The organism is Paraburkholderia sp. J12 (genome assembly GCF_905220215.1).
Taxonomy (GTDB): Bacteria; Pseudomonadota; Gammaproteobacteria; order Burkholderiales; family Burkholderiaceae; genus Paraburkholderia.
The window spans coordinates 98855-114273 of the sequence record NZ_CAJMZC010000002.1 but is presented as its reverse complement, the minus strand read 5'-3'; the positions used below and the strand labels follow the sequence as shown (position 1 = coordinate 114273).

The 15419-nt window shown below is 67.1% G+C and carries 14 protein-coding genes; 4 read left to right on the top strand and 10 right to left on the bottom strand.

Features of this window, described 5'->3' with window-relative positions; genetic code table 11:
* Positions 1-140 precede the first annotated feature (140 nt).
* From purH to U5760_RS05380, 5 genes are all read right to left on the bottom strand, one after another.
* The gene (gene purH / locus U5760_RS05400) at positions 141-1706 is read right to left on the bottom strand and encodes a bifunctional phosphoribosylaminoimidazolecarboxamide formyltransferase/IMP cyclohydrolase (protein WP_322010185.1); all 1566 of its coding nucleotides are present in this window, start codon (positions 1704-1706) and stop codon (positions 141-143) included.
* A gap of 59 nt (positions 1707-1765) precedes the next feature.
* Complete coding sequence (locus U5760_RS05395; protein WP_028226532.1) at positions 1766-1999, bottom strand: Fis family transcriptional regulator; 234 nt, start codon at positions 1997-1999, stop codon at positions 1766-1768.
* Positions 1996-3066 (bottom strand): tRNA dihydrouridine synthase DusB, encoded by a 1071-nt coding sequence (gene dusB, locus U5760_RS05390; RefSeq protein WP_322010182.1) that lies wholly within the window; start codon positions 3064-3066, stop codon positions 1996-1998. Before dusB ends, U5760_RS05395 begins: the two co-directional genes overlap by 4 nt.
* Positions 3067-3321: 255 nt before the next feature.
* A complete protein-coding gene (locus U5760_RS05385) occupies positions 3322-4602 on the bottom strand; it encodes a UbiH/UbiF/VisC/COQ6 family ubiquinone biosynthesis hydroxylase (RefSeq protein ID WP_322010180.1) in 1281 nt (426 codons plus the stop codon).
* Positions 4599-6044, bottom strand: a complete 1446-nt coding sequence (locus tag U5760_RS05380) for an aminopeptidase P N-terminal domain-containing protein (protein WP_322010178.1) — start codon at positions 6042-6044, stop codon at positions 4599-4601. Before U5760_RS05380 ends, U5760_RS05385 begins: the two co-directional genes overlap by 4 nt.
* 286 nt (positions 6045-6330) lie before the next feature.
* Between U5760_RS05380 and U5760_RS05375 the strand changes: the two genes are divergently transcribed.
* On the top strand, positions 6331-6942 hold the full coding sequence (locus U5760_RS05375; protein WP_322010176.1) for a glutathione S-transferase family protein: 612 nt from the start codon (positions 6331-6333) through the stop codon (positions 6940-6942).
* A 67-nt stretch (positions 6943-7009) separates the two neighbouring features.
* On the opposite strand, the gene U5760_RS05370 is transcribed toward U5760_RS05375, so the two are convergent.
* The 3 genes from U5760_RS05370 to U5760_RS05360 form a co-directional block, all read right to left on the bottom strand.
* Positions 7010-8617, bottom strand: a complete 1608-nt coding sequence (locus tag U5760_RS05370) for an FMN-binding glutamate synthase family protein (RefSeq protein ID WP_322010174.1) — start codon at positions 8615-8617, stop codon at positions 7010-7012.
* Positions 8618-8908: 291 nt separating this feature from the next.
* Positions 8909-10144 (bottom strand): tRNA 2-thiouridine(34) synthase MnmA, encoded by a 1236-nt coding sequence (gene mnmA, locus U5760_RS05365; protein WP_322010172.1) that lies wholly within the window; start codon positions 10142-10144, stop codon positions 8909-8911.
* A 13-nt stretch (positions 10145-10157) separates the two neighbouring features.
* Complete coding sequence (locus U5760_RS05360) at positions 10158-10709, bottom strand: NUDIX hydrolase (protein ID WP_322010170.1); 552 nt, start codon at positions 10707-10709, stop codon at positions 10158-10160.
* A gap of 299 nt (positions 10710-11008) precedes the next feature.
* On the opposite strand from U5760_RS05360, the gene U5760_RS05355 reads away from it, so the two are divergent.
* From U5760_RS05355 to U5760_RS05345, 3 genes are read left to right on the top strand one after another with little or no spacing between them, the layout of a single operon-like run.
* Positions 11009-12160 (top strand): Re/Si-specific NAD(P)(+) transhydrogenase subunit alpha, encoded by a 1152-nt coding sequence (locus U5760_RS05355; protein WP_322010169.1) that lies wholly within the window; start codon positions 11009-11011, stop codon positions 12158-12160.
* Positions 12161-12179: 19 nt separating this feature from the next.
* A complete protein-coding gene (locus tag U5760_RS05350) occupies positions 12180-12503 on the top strand; it encodes an NAD(P) transhydrogenase subunit alpha (RefSeq protein ID WP_322010166.1) in 324 nt (107 codons plus the stop codon).
* Positions 12500-13954, top strand: a complete 1455-nt coding sequence (locus U5760_RS05345) for an NAD(P)(+) transhydrogenase (Re/Si-specific) subunit beta (protein WP_322010164.1) — start codon at positions 12500-12502, stop codon at positions 13952-13954. Before U5760_RS05350 ends, U5760_RS05345 begins: the two co-directional genes overlap by 4 nt.
* 105 nt (positions 13955-14059) lie before the next feature.
* On the opposite strand, the gene U5760_RS05340 is transcribed toward U5760_RS05345, so the two are convergent.
* Positions 14060-14746: a YafY family protein gene (locus tag U5760_RS05340; protein WP_322010162.1), complete on the bottom strand. Its 687-nt coding sequence runs from the start codon at positions 14744-14746 to the stop codon at positions 14060-14062.
* Positions 14747-14900: 154 nt separating this feature from the next.
* On the bottom strand, positions 14901-15290 hold the full coding sequence (locus tag U5760_RS05335) for a VOC family protein (RefSeq protein WP_322010161.1): 390 nt from the start codon (positions 15288-15290) through the stop codon (positions 14901-14903).
* Positions 15291-15419 lie beyond the last annotated feature (129 nt).

Genomic DNA, 15419 nt, shown 5'->3' with positions numbered 1-15419 from the left:
ACGAACGCCCCGCCTGCCGCGAGCCGTGCCGTGCCGCAAAAGGTCCGAAAGCGGGCGACAAAAAAGCCCACGGGACGGTGTCCGGCGGGCTTTCGGGCTGCTGCGCGGCATGCGGCGCAGCAGGGTTCACAGGCACAAGCTTAGTGGCGGAAGTGGCGGATGCCCGTCATCACCATGGCGATGTTGTGCTCGTCGGCGGCGGCGATCACTTCGTCGTCGCGCATCGAGCCGCCCGGCTGGATCACGCAGGTCGCGCCAGCGTCTACCACCACATCGAGGCCGTCGCGGAACGGGAAGAACGCATCCGAGGCGACTGCCGTGCCCGCGAGCTTCAGACCCGCGTTTCCGGCCTTGATGCTGGCGATGCGCGCCGAATCCACGCGGCTCATCTGGCCCGCGCCCACGCCCATCGTCATGCCGTTCGCACAGAACACGATGGCGTTCGACTTCACGAACTTCGCGACGCGCCAGGCGAACAGCAGGTCGTCCATTTCCTTGGGCGTCGGATGGCGCTTCGTCACCACGCGCAGTTCGTGCGGCTGCACGTTCTTCGCGTCGAGCGACTGCACGAGCAGGCCGCCGCCCACGCGCTTGAGGTCGAAGGCGTTATGGCCGTCGCCCAGTGCGATTTCGAGCAGGCGCACGTTCTGCTTGGCGGCGAACACGGCCTTCGCGGCTGCCGAGAACGACGGCGCGATCAGCACTTCGACGAACTGCTTCGACACGGCCTGGGCGGCCGCTTCGTCGACTTCGCGGTTGAACGCGATGATGCCGCCGAACGCCGAGGTCGGGTCGGTCTGGAACGCCTTCGCATACGCTTCGTGCGCATCGGCGCCCACGGCCACGCCGCACGGGTTCGCGTGCTTGACGATCACGCAGGCGGGCGCGTCGAAGGTCTTCACGCATTCCCAGGCCGCGTCCGAATCGGCGATGTTGTTGTACGAGAGTTCCTTGCCCTGCAGCTGCGTGTAGTTCGCGAGCGCGCCGGCGGGCGTCGCGAGATCGCGGTAGAACGCCGCGCTCTGGTGCGGGTTCTCGCCGTAGCGCAGGTCCTGCACCTTGTCGAACGCGAGGTTCAGCACGGCCGGGTACGTGTTGCGCGACTTGTGGTCGAGTTCGGCGGTGAGGCTCGTGAGGTAGTTCGTGATCGCGCCGTCGTACTGCGCCGTGTGCGAGAACACCTTGGTCGCGAGGCGGAAGTTCGTCGCGTAGCTCACGGTGTTGCCGTTCGTGCGCATTTCCTCGAGCACGGTGGCGTAGTCGGCCGGATCGACCACCACGGTCACGTCGCGGTGGTTCTTCGCCGCCGAGCGCAGCATGGTCGGGCCGCCGATGTCGATGTTCTCGATCGCGTCCGCAAGCGTGCACTCGTCCTTCGCCACGGTCTGCACGAACGGATACAGGTTCACCACCAGCAGGTCGATGGTGGGAATGTCGTGCTGTTGCAGCGCGGCCATGTGCTCGGGCAGGTCGCGGCGCGCGAGGATGCCGCCGTGCACCTTCGGGTGCAGCGTTTTCACGCGCCCGTCGAGCATTTCCGGAAAGCCGGTGTAGTCGGCCACTTCGGTGACGGGAAGGCCCGCGTCCGCGAGCAGTTTGGCGGTGCCGCCGGTCGACAGGATCTTGACGCCGAGTGCGGACAGCGACTTCGCGAAGTCGACGATGCCCGACTTGTCGGAAACGGAGATGAGCGCTTGCTGGATCATGATGGAGGAGGGAGCCGAAGAGATCGAGGATGCCGCGCCTGAGGCCCTGCAGCCGGCCGTTACAGCAGGCCGTGCTGCTGGAGCTTCTTGCGCAGCGTGTTGCGGTTGATGCCGAGATACTCGGCGGCCAGCGACTGGTTGCCGCCGGCCTGCTCGAGCACCACCTCGAGCATCGGTTTTTCGACGATCGAAATCACCATTTCATAAACGTCGTGCGGGTTGGAGCCGTCGAGATCCTGGAAATACATGCCGAGGCTCTCGCGGACGCATTGTTCGATGTTGTGCTTGCTCATGCTGCCAGTCGATCGTTTGTTTCGCCTTCGCCGCTTTCGGGGGTGTCGAGCGTTTCGTCCTCATAGACGAGGCGCTCGGAACGCGTCTTCTGTTCATCGAAGAACGCGTTGACGGCAAGGAGCTGTTCGCGCGTGGTGTCCAGCGTATTCATGCGATGCCGGAACGCATTGGCGCCGCAAAGGCCGCGAGTGTACCAGCCGATATGCTTGCGCGCAGTACGGACGCCCGTAAATTCGCCATAAAACGCGTAATGGTCTTCGAGGTGCTCGTTCATGATCGACTGGATTTCATCCACGCGCGGCGGCGGCAGCAGCTCGCCCGTGGCGATGAAATGTTCGATCTCGCGAAAGAGCCACGGCCGCCCCTGCGCGGCGCGGCCGATCATGATCGCGTCGGCGCCGGTCGCGGCGAGCACCTCGCGCGCCTTCTGCGGCGTCGTGATGTCGCCGTTGGCGACCACCGGAATGCGCGCGGCGGCTTTCACCGCGGCAATCGTTTCGTACTCCGCTTCGCCGTGATAGAGGTCCGCGCGCGTGCGGCCGTGCACGGTCAGCATCGAAATGCCGCAGTCCTCTGCGATGCGCGCCACGGTCAGCGCATTGCGGTTCTGGCGGTCCCAGCCGGTGCGGATCTTGAGCGTGACGGGCACGGCGTCCGGGCCCACGCCCACGGCGTCCACCACGGCCTTCACGATGCGCGCGACAAGCGGCTCGTTCTGCAACAGCGCCGAGCCCGCCGCGACGTTGCACACCTTCTTGGCCGGGCAGCCCATGTTGATGTCGATGATCTGCGCGCCGTTGGCCACGTTGTAGCGCGCGGCTTCGGCCATCATCGCGGGATCGGCGCCGGCGATCTGCACGGCGATGGGCTCGACCTCGCCCGCATGATTGGCGCGGCGCAGGGTCTTTTCGCTCTTCCAGAGCTGCGCGTTCGACGCGACCATCTCCGAGACCGCGTAGCCCGCGCCGAGACGCTTGCACAGCTGACGGAACGGCCGGTCCGTGACGCCCGCCATGGGGGCGACGAACAGGTTGTTACGCAGAGTGTGACGGCCGATGGTGAGCATGACGCGCGTTTTGCAGATGCAGGCAGAAGCCGCCGTCGCGCCTCATTCACGCGAGCGTCAAAAACGCTCGGAAACGGGCAGGCGCGGTCGCGGCCGGAAAAGGGGAATCGCGTATTTTAGCGTTAACGGCATGGGCGGTCGCGTTGCGTAGGCTGCAACGTTGTCGCGCAGCGCCACTTCGGCAGCACGCCGCACGCTTGCCATAAAAGCGATTCGACCCCACGTTGCCCCAGCCTGCTGGCGGGGCCTGTTTCGTCAGGTCCGCTGGCCGAACATCATTTGCCGGGCAAGCGCCGTCTTGACGGGCGGCACGAATTCGAGCGCGGTGAGCGCGAGCCCGCGCAGCGCCGCGAGCGGCGCGAAATCGACGGTGAAAAGGCGCGCGAGCGTATCCGTTGCGCCGATCGTCATGCGCCGGTCGAGTGCGCGCTGGCGCCCGAAATCGGCGAGCGCGAGCGGCGACGCGCCATGGTGCGCGAGAGCGTCGGCGAGCGCGTGCGCGTCGCGCAGGCCCAGATTCAGCCCTTGGCCCGCCACCGGATGCAGCGTCTGCGCCGCGTTGCCCACCGCGGCGATGCGGCCGTGGCCGCTCACGAGCGCATCGAGCGCCGAGAGGCCGAGCGGGAACGCGGCGCGGCCGTGAATCTGCGTGAAGCGGCCCATGCGCGAGCCGAACGCGGCGTCGAGTTCCGCGAGGAACGCGGCGTCGGTTAGCTGGGCGCGGCGCTCTGCTTCGTCGGGCGAGGCGCACCAGACGAGCGCGTAATCGGCGCCGCGCACGCCGCCCATCGGCAGCAGGGCGATCGGGCCTTCGCTCGTGAATCGCTCCCAGGCGACGTGCGGCTGCGGTGCCGACACCGTCACCACGCCGACCAGCGCGGTCTGGCCGTAGTCGCGCGTGCGCCGGGTCTCGCCGTTTTCCTCTGCGGCGGCTTCTCGTGCGGCGTTGGCGCTTGCATCGGGGTCGCCGTGCGCGGCCCGATCCGGGCGGGGCCGGTAGAGGCCGCCTTCGGCGTTGACGAGAATGCGCGTGCGCAACCGGCGTTCGGTGCCCGCGACGACGACGGGCAGCGTCACCCCGTCGTCTTCGACGACGGGGTCGAGCGCCTGGGTGCGATGCAGCCAGTGCACGGGCGTAGCGCGCACGGCTTGCGCGAGTGACTGCACGATCGCGCCGTAGCGCGCGACGTAGCCGAGCGCCGGCAGCTCGTAGTCGTGGCGGTCGATCAGCGTGCGGCCGAAGTGGCCGCGCTGCGAGACGTGAATACGTTCGATGGCGGTGGCGTCGTGCGGCCAGGCCAGCGCTTCGAGCAGCGTGCGGCTGCCTTGCGAGACGGCGATGGCGCGCGGGTCGCCGGCGCTGTCCTCGGGCTCGCGTGCGTCGATCAGCGCGACCGACAGCGTGGAGGTCGCGCTGCGCCGCGTGAGCCAGCCGGCGAGCGCCATGCCCACCGGCCCGGCGCCGACGATGGTCACGTCATAGTCGAACGCAGCGGCGGCGGTCGTCGCCTCGGGGGTATCGGCTGCCGCGCTCATGACTTGCGCGCGTCCTGCATCAGCTGCTCGATGGCGGCGGCTTCGACGGGCACGTCGCGCGTGATGAGCTCGCACCCCGTCTCCGTCACGATTGCGTTGTCCTCGATGCGGATGCCGATGTCCCAGTAACGCTCGGGCACGTCTTCGGCGGCGCGCACATACAGGCCCGGCTCGATCGTGAGCGTCATGCCCGGGCGCAGCGTGCGCCACGGCGGCGGCGCGTCGCCCGGGGTCGCGCTGTCGTGGGTGCCGCGCTCGCGGTAGTCGCCCGCGTCGTGCACGTCCATGCCGAGCCAGTGGCCCGTGCGGTGCATGTAGAAGCGCGCGTAGGCGCGCCGCTCGATCACCTCGTCCACGTTCGCGAACTGCTGGCGGTTCAGGATGCCGGTGTCGAGCAGGCCTTGCGCGAGCACGCGCACGGCGGCGTCGTGCGGCGCCTCGAAGTTCACGCCCGGACGCGTCGCGTCGACGGCCGCCTGCTGCGCCGCGAGCACGATGTCGTAGAGCTCGCGCTGCGCGGCGGTGAAGCGGCCGCTTGCCGGGAAGGTGCGCGTGATGTCGGAGGCATAGCCGTTCAGCTCGCACGCGGCGTCGATCAGGATCAGGTCGCCTTCGCGCGCCACCGCGTTGCCGGCCGGGTAGTGCAGCACGCACGCGTTCGCGCCCGCGGCGACGATCGAACCATAAGCCGGGCCTTGCGCACCGTGCTTGCGGAATGTGTAGAGCAGCTCGGCTTCGAGCTCGTATTCGTGGATGCCCGGGTGGCACGCGGCCATGGCGCGGCAGTGCGCGAGCGCCGAGATCTTCGCCGCGCGGCGCATCGTGTCGAGTTCGTGGGCGTCCTTGAAGAGACGCATGTCGTCGATGAGCGGCAGCAGGTCGTAGGTGGCGGCAGGCGCCGTCACGCCGCTGCGCCCTTGTGCGCGCACGGTGTCGATCCAGCCTCTCACCTGGTTGTCGAAGCGCTCCGATGCGGCGAGCGCATAGTGCAGCGCGGGCCGGTTGGCGATCAGCTGCGGCACGCGGGTGTCGAGTTCGTCCCAGGCGTGGGCGGCGTCCATGCCGAACGCTTCGCGCGCTCCCTCCGGACCGAAGCGAAAGCCTTCCCACGTCTCGCGCTCCGCGTTCTTCGCGCGGCAGAACAGGATCGAGGCGGGCTGGTTGTCGTTCGCGTTGGCGTCGAGCACGAGCAGCGCTTCCGGTTCCGTGAAGCCGGTCAGGTAGTAGAAGTAGCTGTCGTGCCGGTAGGGGTAGTCGGCGTCGCGGTTGCGCAGCGCTTCGGGTGCCGTGGGCACGAGCGCGATGCCGCCGCCTCGCTCGCGCATCGCGGCGAGCACGCGTTCACGGCGTGCGCGGTAGAGCGCGGCGCCGCCGTCGGGGCCATGCGGCGCGTCGGCGGTGGGATGGGGAGCGTGCGGGGCGGGCGTGAGGGTCGTGTCCATCGTGCGATTGTAGCGCCGTGTCCGGCTACCTCGCTCGACTCCCCGCTTACCGCGCCTCACAGGAATCGCGGCCCCTGTGGAAAGACCTCACATCGCCGGTTGGCCGCAGGGTTGCACCCATGCCGCGCTGTTTGCCTCGCATCCCGGCGCAACCCTCGCCGATGTTGCATCCAGCCCACATCTCATCCGATTCGTTATCTCGTAATCGTAGTCGGCGCCGGGTGCTGCGTCGGAACCGTGTCAATCCAACGTATACTGCCGCCGGATTACAGAAAAGGCAGGTGCGATGAAACTTATCGGTTCGCTCGGCAGCCCGTATGTCCGCAAGGCGCGGATCATGCTCGCCGAAAAGAAAATCGACTACAAGCTGGAGCTCGAGAACGTGTGGTCCGACGACACGGCGATCCACGACTTCAACCCGATCGGCAAGGTGCCGTGTCTCGTGATGGAAGACGGCGAGGCGGTGTTCGACTCGCGCGTGATCTGCGAATACGTGGATACGCTTTCGCCGGTGGGCAAGCTGATTCCGCCTTCGGGGCGCGAGCGGGTGGAAGTGCGTTGCTGGGAAGCGCTCGCCGACGGCATTCTCGACGCGCTCGTGGCGATCCGCCTCGAAGGCACGCTGCGCACGCCCGAGCAGCGCAGCGACGCGTGGATCGCGCGCCAGCGGCGCAAGGTCGACGAAGGCCTGAACGCGATGGCCAAGGGCCTCGCGGGCAACCCCTGGTGCGCGGGCAACCGCTACACGCTCGCCGATATCGCGGTGGGCTGCGCGCTCGGCTATCTCGACTTCCGCACGCCGGAGCTGAACTGGCGCGACCCGCATCCGAACCTTGCGCGCCACTTCGAGAAGCTCTCGCAGCGGCCGTCGTTCGTGGATACCTTCCCGCAGGGCTGATCCCCTGAAATGCCAAACGGCGGCCGAGGCCGCCGTTTGTCTTTGTTGCCCGGGGAGCGCGGCGCGATCAGACGATCTTTTCCGCCTCCGGCGCGAACGAGTCGCTGCGCGCGACCGGCCACCACTTCTCGTACAGCTGGTAGCGATAGCGGCCTTCCAGCAGATCGCCCGGCTTCAGGTACTTGAGCAGGTCGGACATCAGCTTCACTTCGTACGAGGAAATGCGCCGCACGATGTGATGCGCGCGCAGATCCTGCGGGCCCGCGAGACCCGCGGCCTGGAGGATTTCCTGCAGCGCATGCAGCGTGTTGTGATGGAAGTTGAACACGCGCTCGCCCTTGTCGGGCACGTTCAGCGCGCGCTGGCGCACCGGGTCCTGGGTCGCCACGCCCGTCGGGCAGCGGTCCGAATGGCACTTCTGCGCCTGGATGCAGCCCACGGCGAACATGAAGCCGCGCGCCGAATTCACCCAGTCCGCGCCGATCGCGAGTGTCTTCGCGATATCGAATGCGGTGATGATCTTGCCGCTCGCGCCGATCCTGATCTTCTCGCGCAGGCCGATGCCCACGAGCGTGTTGTGTACGAGCAGCAGGCCTTCCTGCAGCGGCGTGCCGATGTGGTCGGTGAATTCGAGCGGCGCCGCGCCCGTGCCGCCTTCGGCGCCGTCCACCACGATGAAGTCCGGCAGGATGCCGGTTTCGAGCATGGCCTTGGCGATGCCGAAGAATTCCCACGGATGCCCGATGCACAGCTTGAAGCCGGTGGGCTTGCCGCCCGAGAGCGTGCGCAGGCGATCGACGAATTCGAGCAGGCCGCGCGGCGTGGAGAACTCCGAATGGCGGGCCGGCGAAACGCAATCCTGGCCGATCGGAATGCCGCGCGTTTCGGCAATTTCGGGCGTGACCTTGGCGGCCAGCAGCATGCCGCCGTGGCCGGGCTTCGCGCCCTGCGAGAGCTTCACTTCGATCATCTTCACCTGCGGCTCGCTCGCGAGACGCTGGAACTTCTCGGCGCTGAAGGTGCCGTCGTCGTTGCGGCAGCCGAAGTAGCCCGAAGCGATTTCCCAGATGATGTCGCCGCCGTTCTCGCGGTGATACTTCGAAAGCGAGCCTTCGCCCGTGTCGTGTGCGAAGCCGCCTTTCTTCGCGCCCAGGTTGAGCGCGCGGATCGCGTTCGCGGAAAGCGCACCGAAGCTCATGGCCGAGACGTTGAAGATCGACATCGAGTAGGGCTGCGCGCGGTTCGCGCCCACCAGCACGCGGAAGTCGCAGCCGCCGATCTTCGTGGGCGCGAGCGAGTGGCTGATCCATTCGTGGCCCACGGCTTTCACGTCGAGTTCGGTGCCGTACGGGCGGCTGTCGACGGCGTTCTTCGCGCGCTGGTACACGAGGCTGCGCTGCGCGAGCGAGAACGGTTTTTCGTCGGTGTCGTCCTCGACGAAGTACTGGCGGATCTCGGGCCGCACGAACTCGAAGAAGAACCGCAGATGACCCCAGATCGGATAGTTGCGCAGGATGGCGTGGCGCTCCTGCGTCATGTCGTAGAGACCGAGCAGGACAAAGAGCGCCGGCACGATGGCGCACAGCCACGAAAGATGATGCAGCGCCGCGGCGGCGACGCAGGCCACCGTCAGCAGGACGGCAATCCACATCGCCAGATAACGTCGGGAAAACATGGGGGGACTCCTGTGTCGACCGGCGTTCGCGCCTGGGCGCTGGCTCCGGTCCCGTGCAACATGGTTGCGATTCTTGATCGTACGCGCGCGTTTTACCCGTCTGGGCGGGCTCGACGCGCTGCCATCCGCGCCGTCCGGTGGCGCGGATGGCGCAAATGATGCCGCAAGTTTGTGAAACTGGCTGGGAATCCGGCAGAAGAAGTGCGTTGCGCGTCGGAGCGCAAGAAGGCTGCGTGGGGCCGGAGTCAGCGCGCAATGGCTGACGCCCGGTGACCCAGGAGGAGAGGAGGCTTACGCCTCGCTTGCCGGGCTGTCGAGCAGCGCGGGCTTTTTGCCGGCTGCGCCTTGCGCCGGCTTCGCGCGCTTCGTTCGCTTTGCGCGCACGGGCGCAGGCGGCGGCACGGCCGGAACGTGCTGTTCGAGCGTCTGCACGGCTTCGATGATCCCGCCGCCGAGGCACACGTCGCCGTCGTAGAGCACCGCCGACTGGCCGGGCGTCACGGCCCACTGCGCGTCGGGGAAGTGCAGGGCGAACTGTCCGTCGCCGAACGCGCCGGCCTCGCGGAAAACGCAGCGGGCATCGGCTTGCCGGTAGCGCGTTTTCGCGCCGCACGCGTGGCCCTCTGCCGGCGGTTCGCCCGCCACCCAGCTCACGTTGCCCGCGCGCAGATCGTGCGCGAGCAGCCACGGATGATCGTGGCCCTGCACGACGTAAAGCGTGTTCGAGGTCATGTCCTTGCCCGCGACGAACCACGGCTCGCCGCTGCCGTCCTTGCTGCCGCCGAGGCCGATGCCCTTGCGCTGGCCGAAGGTGTAGAACGCGAGGCCGATATGCTCGCCCACCACCTTGCCGTCGGGCGTCATCATCGGGCCGGGCTTCGTCGGCAGGTAGCGGTTCAGGAAGTCGCGGAACGGCCGTTCGCCGATGAAGCAGATGCCCGTCGAATCCTTCTTCTTCGCGTTCGGCAGTCCGATCTTTTCGGCGATCTCGCGCACCTTGGTCTTGGGGATCTCGCCGAGCGGGAACATCGTCTTCGAAAGCTGCGCCTGGTTCAGGCGGTGCAGGAAGTACGACTGATCTTTCGTGTGGTCGAGGGCTTTCAGCAGTTCGAAACGACCGTCGCGGTCGGGGTTCTGGCGCACGCGCGCATAGTGGCCCGTGGCGATGGTTTCCGCGCCCAGCGACATCGCGTGATCGAGGAACGCCTTGAATTTGATTTCGGCGTTGCACAGCACGTCGGGGTTCGGCGTGCGGCCGGCCGAATATTCGCGCAGGAATTCCGCGAACACGCGGTCCTTGTACTCGGCGGCGAAATTCACGGCCTCGACATCGATGCCAATCAGGTCCGCTACCGACACCACGTCGATCCAGTCCTCGCGCGTCGAGCAGTATTCGCTGTCGTCGTCGTCTTCCCAGTTCTTCATGAAGAGACCGACCACGTCGAATCCCTGCTCCTTGAGCAGCCATGCGGTGACCGACGAATCGACGCCGCCCGACATGCCTACCACGACCTTACGTTTGCTCATTGCTCTGCTGCCTTCAACCTTGAGGACTCGCCTTGGGTTCTGCGCGTTGTTTCGTGCGTTGTTCCGCCTGTTGTTCCGCTTTCGGTTCCGCTTTGGGCCCAACCGCATGCACATGCACGAACTCGACCGGCACCCGCACTCCCGCGAGGTAATCGTCGATGCACTTCATCACGAGCGGCGTGCGGTGCCGCTCCGGCGCGGCGCGCAGTTGGTCCGCGCTCATCCAGACCGTGCGGACGATATCGGGGTCGAGCGCGCGGTCTTGCGGCGCAGCGGCAACGCTGCCGCAATACGTGAAGCGCAGATAGGTCGCGCCGCTTTCGCCCGGCTTGCCGAAGTGCGTCATGTACACGCCCACCAGCGCTTCGGGCGTGAACGCGTAGGCGCTCTCTTCGAGCGTTTCGCGCACCACCGCCTCGGTCAGCGTTTCGCCGGCCTCGAGATGGCCGGCGGGCTGGTTCAGGCGCAGGCCGGCCGGCGTGTGCTCTTCGACGAGCAGAAATTGCCCGTCGCGCTCGATGATCGCCGCCACGGTGACGTGCGGGGCCCAAGTGTCCTCGTTCATGGTCCGCCATTTTACCGGGACACGCCCCGCGCTGCTGGCGGCGGGCGTGGCCGGGGCGCGGGGGCGCCGCGCGTGGCCCACTGGCATGGGCGGCCCTACCGGACGGTCGGTCGGCTCCGGCGCACCCCGCCGAGCATGCCGCAGCGCGCAACCCCGGCTTTTCGCGGGGTCGATCCGCCCCCGGCTTTCGGTTAAAGTGGTGCGTCCTTATGCCGTTGCACTAGAAAAGAATACTTGCCGGCGTACCTTGCCGGCCCCCCGAATCTTTAAAGCGCTGGAAGGTCGAGGAGGATTCAACGATGCATATCGGAGTACCCGCAGAAACGCGGGCGAACGAAAGCCGCGTGGCCGCGACGCCGGAGACAGTCAAGAAATACGTCGCGCAGGGCCACACCGTGACGCTCCAGAGCGGTGCGGGCACGGGGGCGAGCTTTCCCGACGAGGCGTACCGCGCCGTCGGCGCCCAGATCGCCGATGCGGCCGCCGCCTTCGGCGCCGACCTCGTGCTCAAGGTCCAGTCCCCAACGCTCAGCGAACTGCCGTTCATGAAACGCGGCGCCGTGCTCGTGGGCATGCTCGATCCCTTTAATGCGGAGAATGCGGCGAGGCTCGCGGAAGCGGGCGTGACCGCGTTCGCGCTCGAAGCCGCGCCGCGCACCACGCGCGCGCAGAGCCTCGACGTGCTCTCTTCGCAGGCCAACATCGCCGGCTACAAGGCGGTGCTGGTGGCGGCGAACCTCTATCCGCGCTTCATGCCCATGCTGATGACGGCCGCGGGCACCGTGAAGGCGGCGCGCGTGCTGATCCTGGGCGCGGGCGTGGCGGGGCTGCAGGCCATTGCCACGGCGAAGCGCCTGGGCGCGGTGATCGAGGCTTCGGACGTGCGCCCCGCGGTGAAAGAGCAGATCGAGTCGCTGGGCGCGAAATTCATCGACGTGCCCTACGAGACCGACGAGGAGCGCGAAGCCGCGCAGGGCGTGGGCGGCTATGCGCGGCCCATGCCGCCGTCGTGGCTCGCTCGCCAGTCGGCTTTGGTGCACGAGCGCGCGAAGCAGGCCGATATCGTCATCTCCACCGCGCTGATTCCGGGCCGCGACGCGCCCACGTTGCTGCCCTCGGAAACGGTGCAGGCGATGAAGCCCGGTTCGGTCGTGATCGACCTCGCGGCGGGACGCGGCCCGGTGGCCGATCCGGCCACGGGACGGCGCGGCGGCAACTGCCCGCTGACCGTCGCGGACGAGGTGGTGACGCACCACGGCGTGCGGATCTGCGGCTACACGAACCTCGCTTCGATGGTCGCCGCCGACGCGTCGTCGCTCTACGCGCGCAACCTGCTGGACTTCCTGAAGCTGATTCTCACGAAGGAAGGCACGCTCAACATCGACCTCGCGGACGACATCGTCGCGGCCACGCTGCTGGCCCGCGACGGGGCCGTCACGAAGAAGGCATGACGAGGAGGAGAACGAAGACATGGAAGTCATCAACCACACCGTCATCAACCTGATCATCTTCGTGCTGGCCGTGTACGTGGGCTATCACGTGGTCTGGAACGTCACGCCCGCGCTGCACACGCCGCTCATGGCCGTGACCAATGCGATCTCGGCGATCGTGATCGTCGGCGCCATGCTTGCCACGGGCCTGACCGTCGGTTACGCGGGCAAGTTCTTCGGCACGCTGGCCGTGCTGCTCGCGGCCGTCAACGTGTTCGGGGGCTTTCTCGTCACGAGGCGCATGCTCGAGATGTTCCGCAAGAAGGAGCCGAAGAAGCTCGAACAGAAGGAGGGCGCACGATGAGCATGAACGTCGTTACGCTGCTCTACCTGGTGGCTTCGGTCTGCTTCATCCAGGCGCTCAAGGGGCTCTCGAACCCGAAGAGCGCGCGCGCCGGCAACGTGTTCGGCATGACCGGCATGGCCATCGCGATCCTCACCACGCTCGCGCTGATCGTGAAGGAGTCCGCGCAGTTCGGCTCGAACCTCGGGCTCGGCCTCGGGCTGCTGTTCGGGGCGCTGGTGATCGGCGGGGGGCTCGGCGCTTACGTGGCCGGGCGCGTCGAGATGACGAAGATGCCCGAACTGGTGGCCGCCATGCACTCGCTGATCGGTCTCGCGGCGGTGTGCATCGCCTACGCGGTGGTGTCGGAACCCGCCGCGTTCGGGCTCGTGGCCGAGGACGCGCCGTATCCGGGCTTCCTGCCGTACGGCAATCGCATCGAGCTCTTCATCGGCACGTTCGTGGGGGCGATTACCTTCAGCGGTTCGGTGATCGCGTTCGGCAAGCTCTCGGGCAAGTACAAGTTCCGTCTGTTCCAGGGCGCGCCGGTGATCTATGCGGGCCAGCACCTCATCAACCTGATGCTGGCGCTCGGCATGATCGGCTTCGGGATTCTGTTCTTCCTCACGCAGTCGTGGCTGCCGTTCATCGTCATGACGCTGATCGCGTTCGCGCTGGGCGTGCTCATCATCATTCCGATCGGCGGGGCGGACATGCCCGTCGTGGTGTCGATGCTGAACTCTTATTCGGGGTGGGCGGCGGCCGGCATCGGCTTCTCGCTGAACAACGCGATGCTCATCATTGCCGGCTCGCTGGTGGGCTCTTCGGGTGCGATTCTCTCGTACATCATGTGCCACGCGATGAATCGCTCGTTCTTCAACGTGCTGCTGGGCGGCTTCGGCGGCGAGGCGGGCGAAGCGACGGCGGGCGGCGCGAAGGAACAGCGTCCGGTGAAGTCGGGTTCGGCCGACGATGCGGCGTTCATGCTCGGCAATGCGGAGAGTGTCGTGATCGTGCCGGGCTACGGTCTCGCGGTGGCGCGCGCGCAGCATGCGCTGAAGGAGCTCACCGACAAGCTCGTGGAGAAGGGCGTGGACGTACGCTACGCAATTCACCCGGTGGCGGGCCGTATGCCGGGGCACATGAACGTGCTGCTCGCGGAAGCCGAGGTGCCCTACGACATGGTGTTCGAGATGGAGGACATCAACAACGAGTTCGGTCAGACCGACGTGGTGCTGGTGCTGGGCGCGAACGACGTCGTGAATCCGGCCGCGAAGAACGATCCGAAGTCGCCGATTGCGGGCATGCCGATCATCGAGGCGTACAAGGCGCGCACGGTGATCGTGAACAAGCGGTCGATGGCGGCGGGGTATGCCGGGCTCGACAACGAGCTGTTCTACATGGACAAGACCATGATGGTGTTCGGCGACGCCAAGAAGGTGATCGAGGATATGGTGAAGTCGGTGGAGTAACGACCGATCCAGTCCGCCGCAACCGGTAGAAGAGAAAGAAGGAAAAAGCGCGCAGCGATGCGCGCTTTTTCGTTTGATGCTCAGACCGCTTCCACGACCACGCAGCTAGCGCGAAGGCGCTTTCACGCGCCGCATGTAGTCGGCGAGCCGGCGCCCGCTGACATCGGGAAAAGGCTCCAGCACCTCGACCTCGCCCATGCGCGCGATGTCGAAATTGCGGAAGTCCTCGCGCAGTTCGCACCATGCGCCCACGGTCCAGCGCGCGCCCCAGTACACGAGCCCGAGCGGCCACACGCGCCGTTGCGTATGCGCGCCGAGCCGGTCGCAATAAGCGAAGCGCACGACGAGCCGCGTATCGACGGCACGGTGCAGCGCGTCCACTTTCTCGGAGAACGCCCGGTCGACGTGAAACGACGGCACGAACACGGCAAGGCGTTCGAGTACCACACGCTTGTCCGCCGGCATGGCGGCCGCGATCTTGGCGAGCGCGCTGCGCGCGCCGCCTGCCAGCGCGGCGCCGCCCCACGATTCGGCCATGCGCGCGCCGACCGCGAGGGCCGTGAGTTCGTCGGCGGTGAAGGCGAGCGGCGGCAGGCTCGCGCTGCGCGCAAGACGATAGCCGATGCCCGCCTCGCCCTCGATCGGCACGCCCGAGAGCTGCAGGTCCCGCACGTCGCGATAGACGGTGCGCGGCGAGACTTCGAGCCATTCGGCAAGCTGCTGCGCCGTGGTGAGACGGCGGCCGCGCAACAACTCGGCAATGCGAAAGAGACGGTCTGCGCGACGGGACATGGGCGCTTGCGTGGAGTCGACGAAGGGGCGGCCGGGGGCCTGAGCGCGGCCGCTGCCGCGATGATAGCGCCGCTTGCGCGAACGCAGGCGCGCGAGGGGCGGCCGTTCTCGAACACGACGCCCCCGCGCGTTTCAGACTGGCTTCAGTCCGGCATCACACCAGCTTGGGCGCATGCAGCCCGACGCGATTGCCCTCGGTATCGATGAAGAAGCCGATATAGCCGTAGTTGTTCGGCAGCTCCACCGCAGGCCCCTGCTTCTTGCCGCCGGCCTTCACGACGCGATCGAGTACGGCCGTCACCGAAGGCTGCGCGTTCAGGTACACGAGCACGCCTTTCGGATCGGGCTTCGAGTCCTGCGGATTGAAGACGATGCAGCCGCCGGTATCGGCCTCGGTATGCGCGAAGAGGGCCATGGGCACGCCGCCGACCACGTCACGCTGCAGCGACGTGTCGAGCGCCGCTTCATAGAAGCTGGCGGCGCGCTCCAGATCGTGCGCGGGGATTTCGAACCACGAGATGACACGGGACACTTCGGACGACATGATGCGCTCCTCGAATGCGGACTGCTGACGGTGGAAACGGCTGGATCGCCAGATGGCGTAGGAGGAGTGTGCCGGCCCCCTGCTGACAACGTACTGTCAGCAGGGGGCGCAGGCGAACTTGTCAGCAGC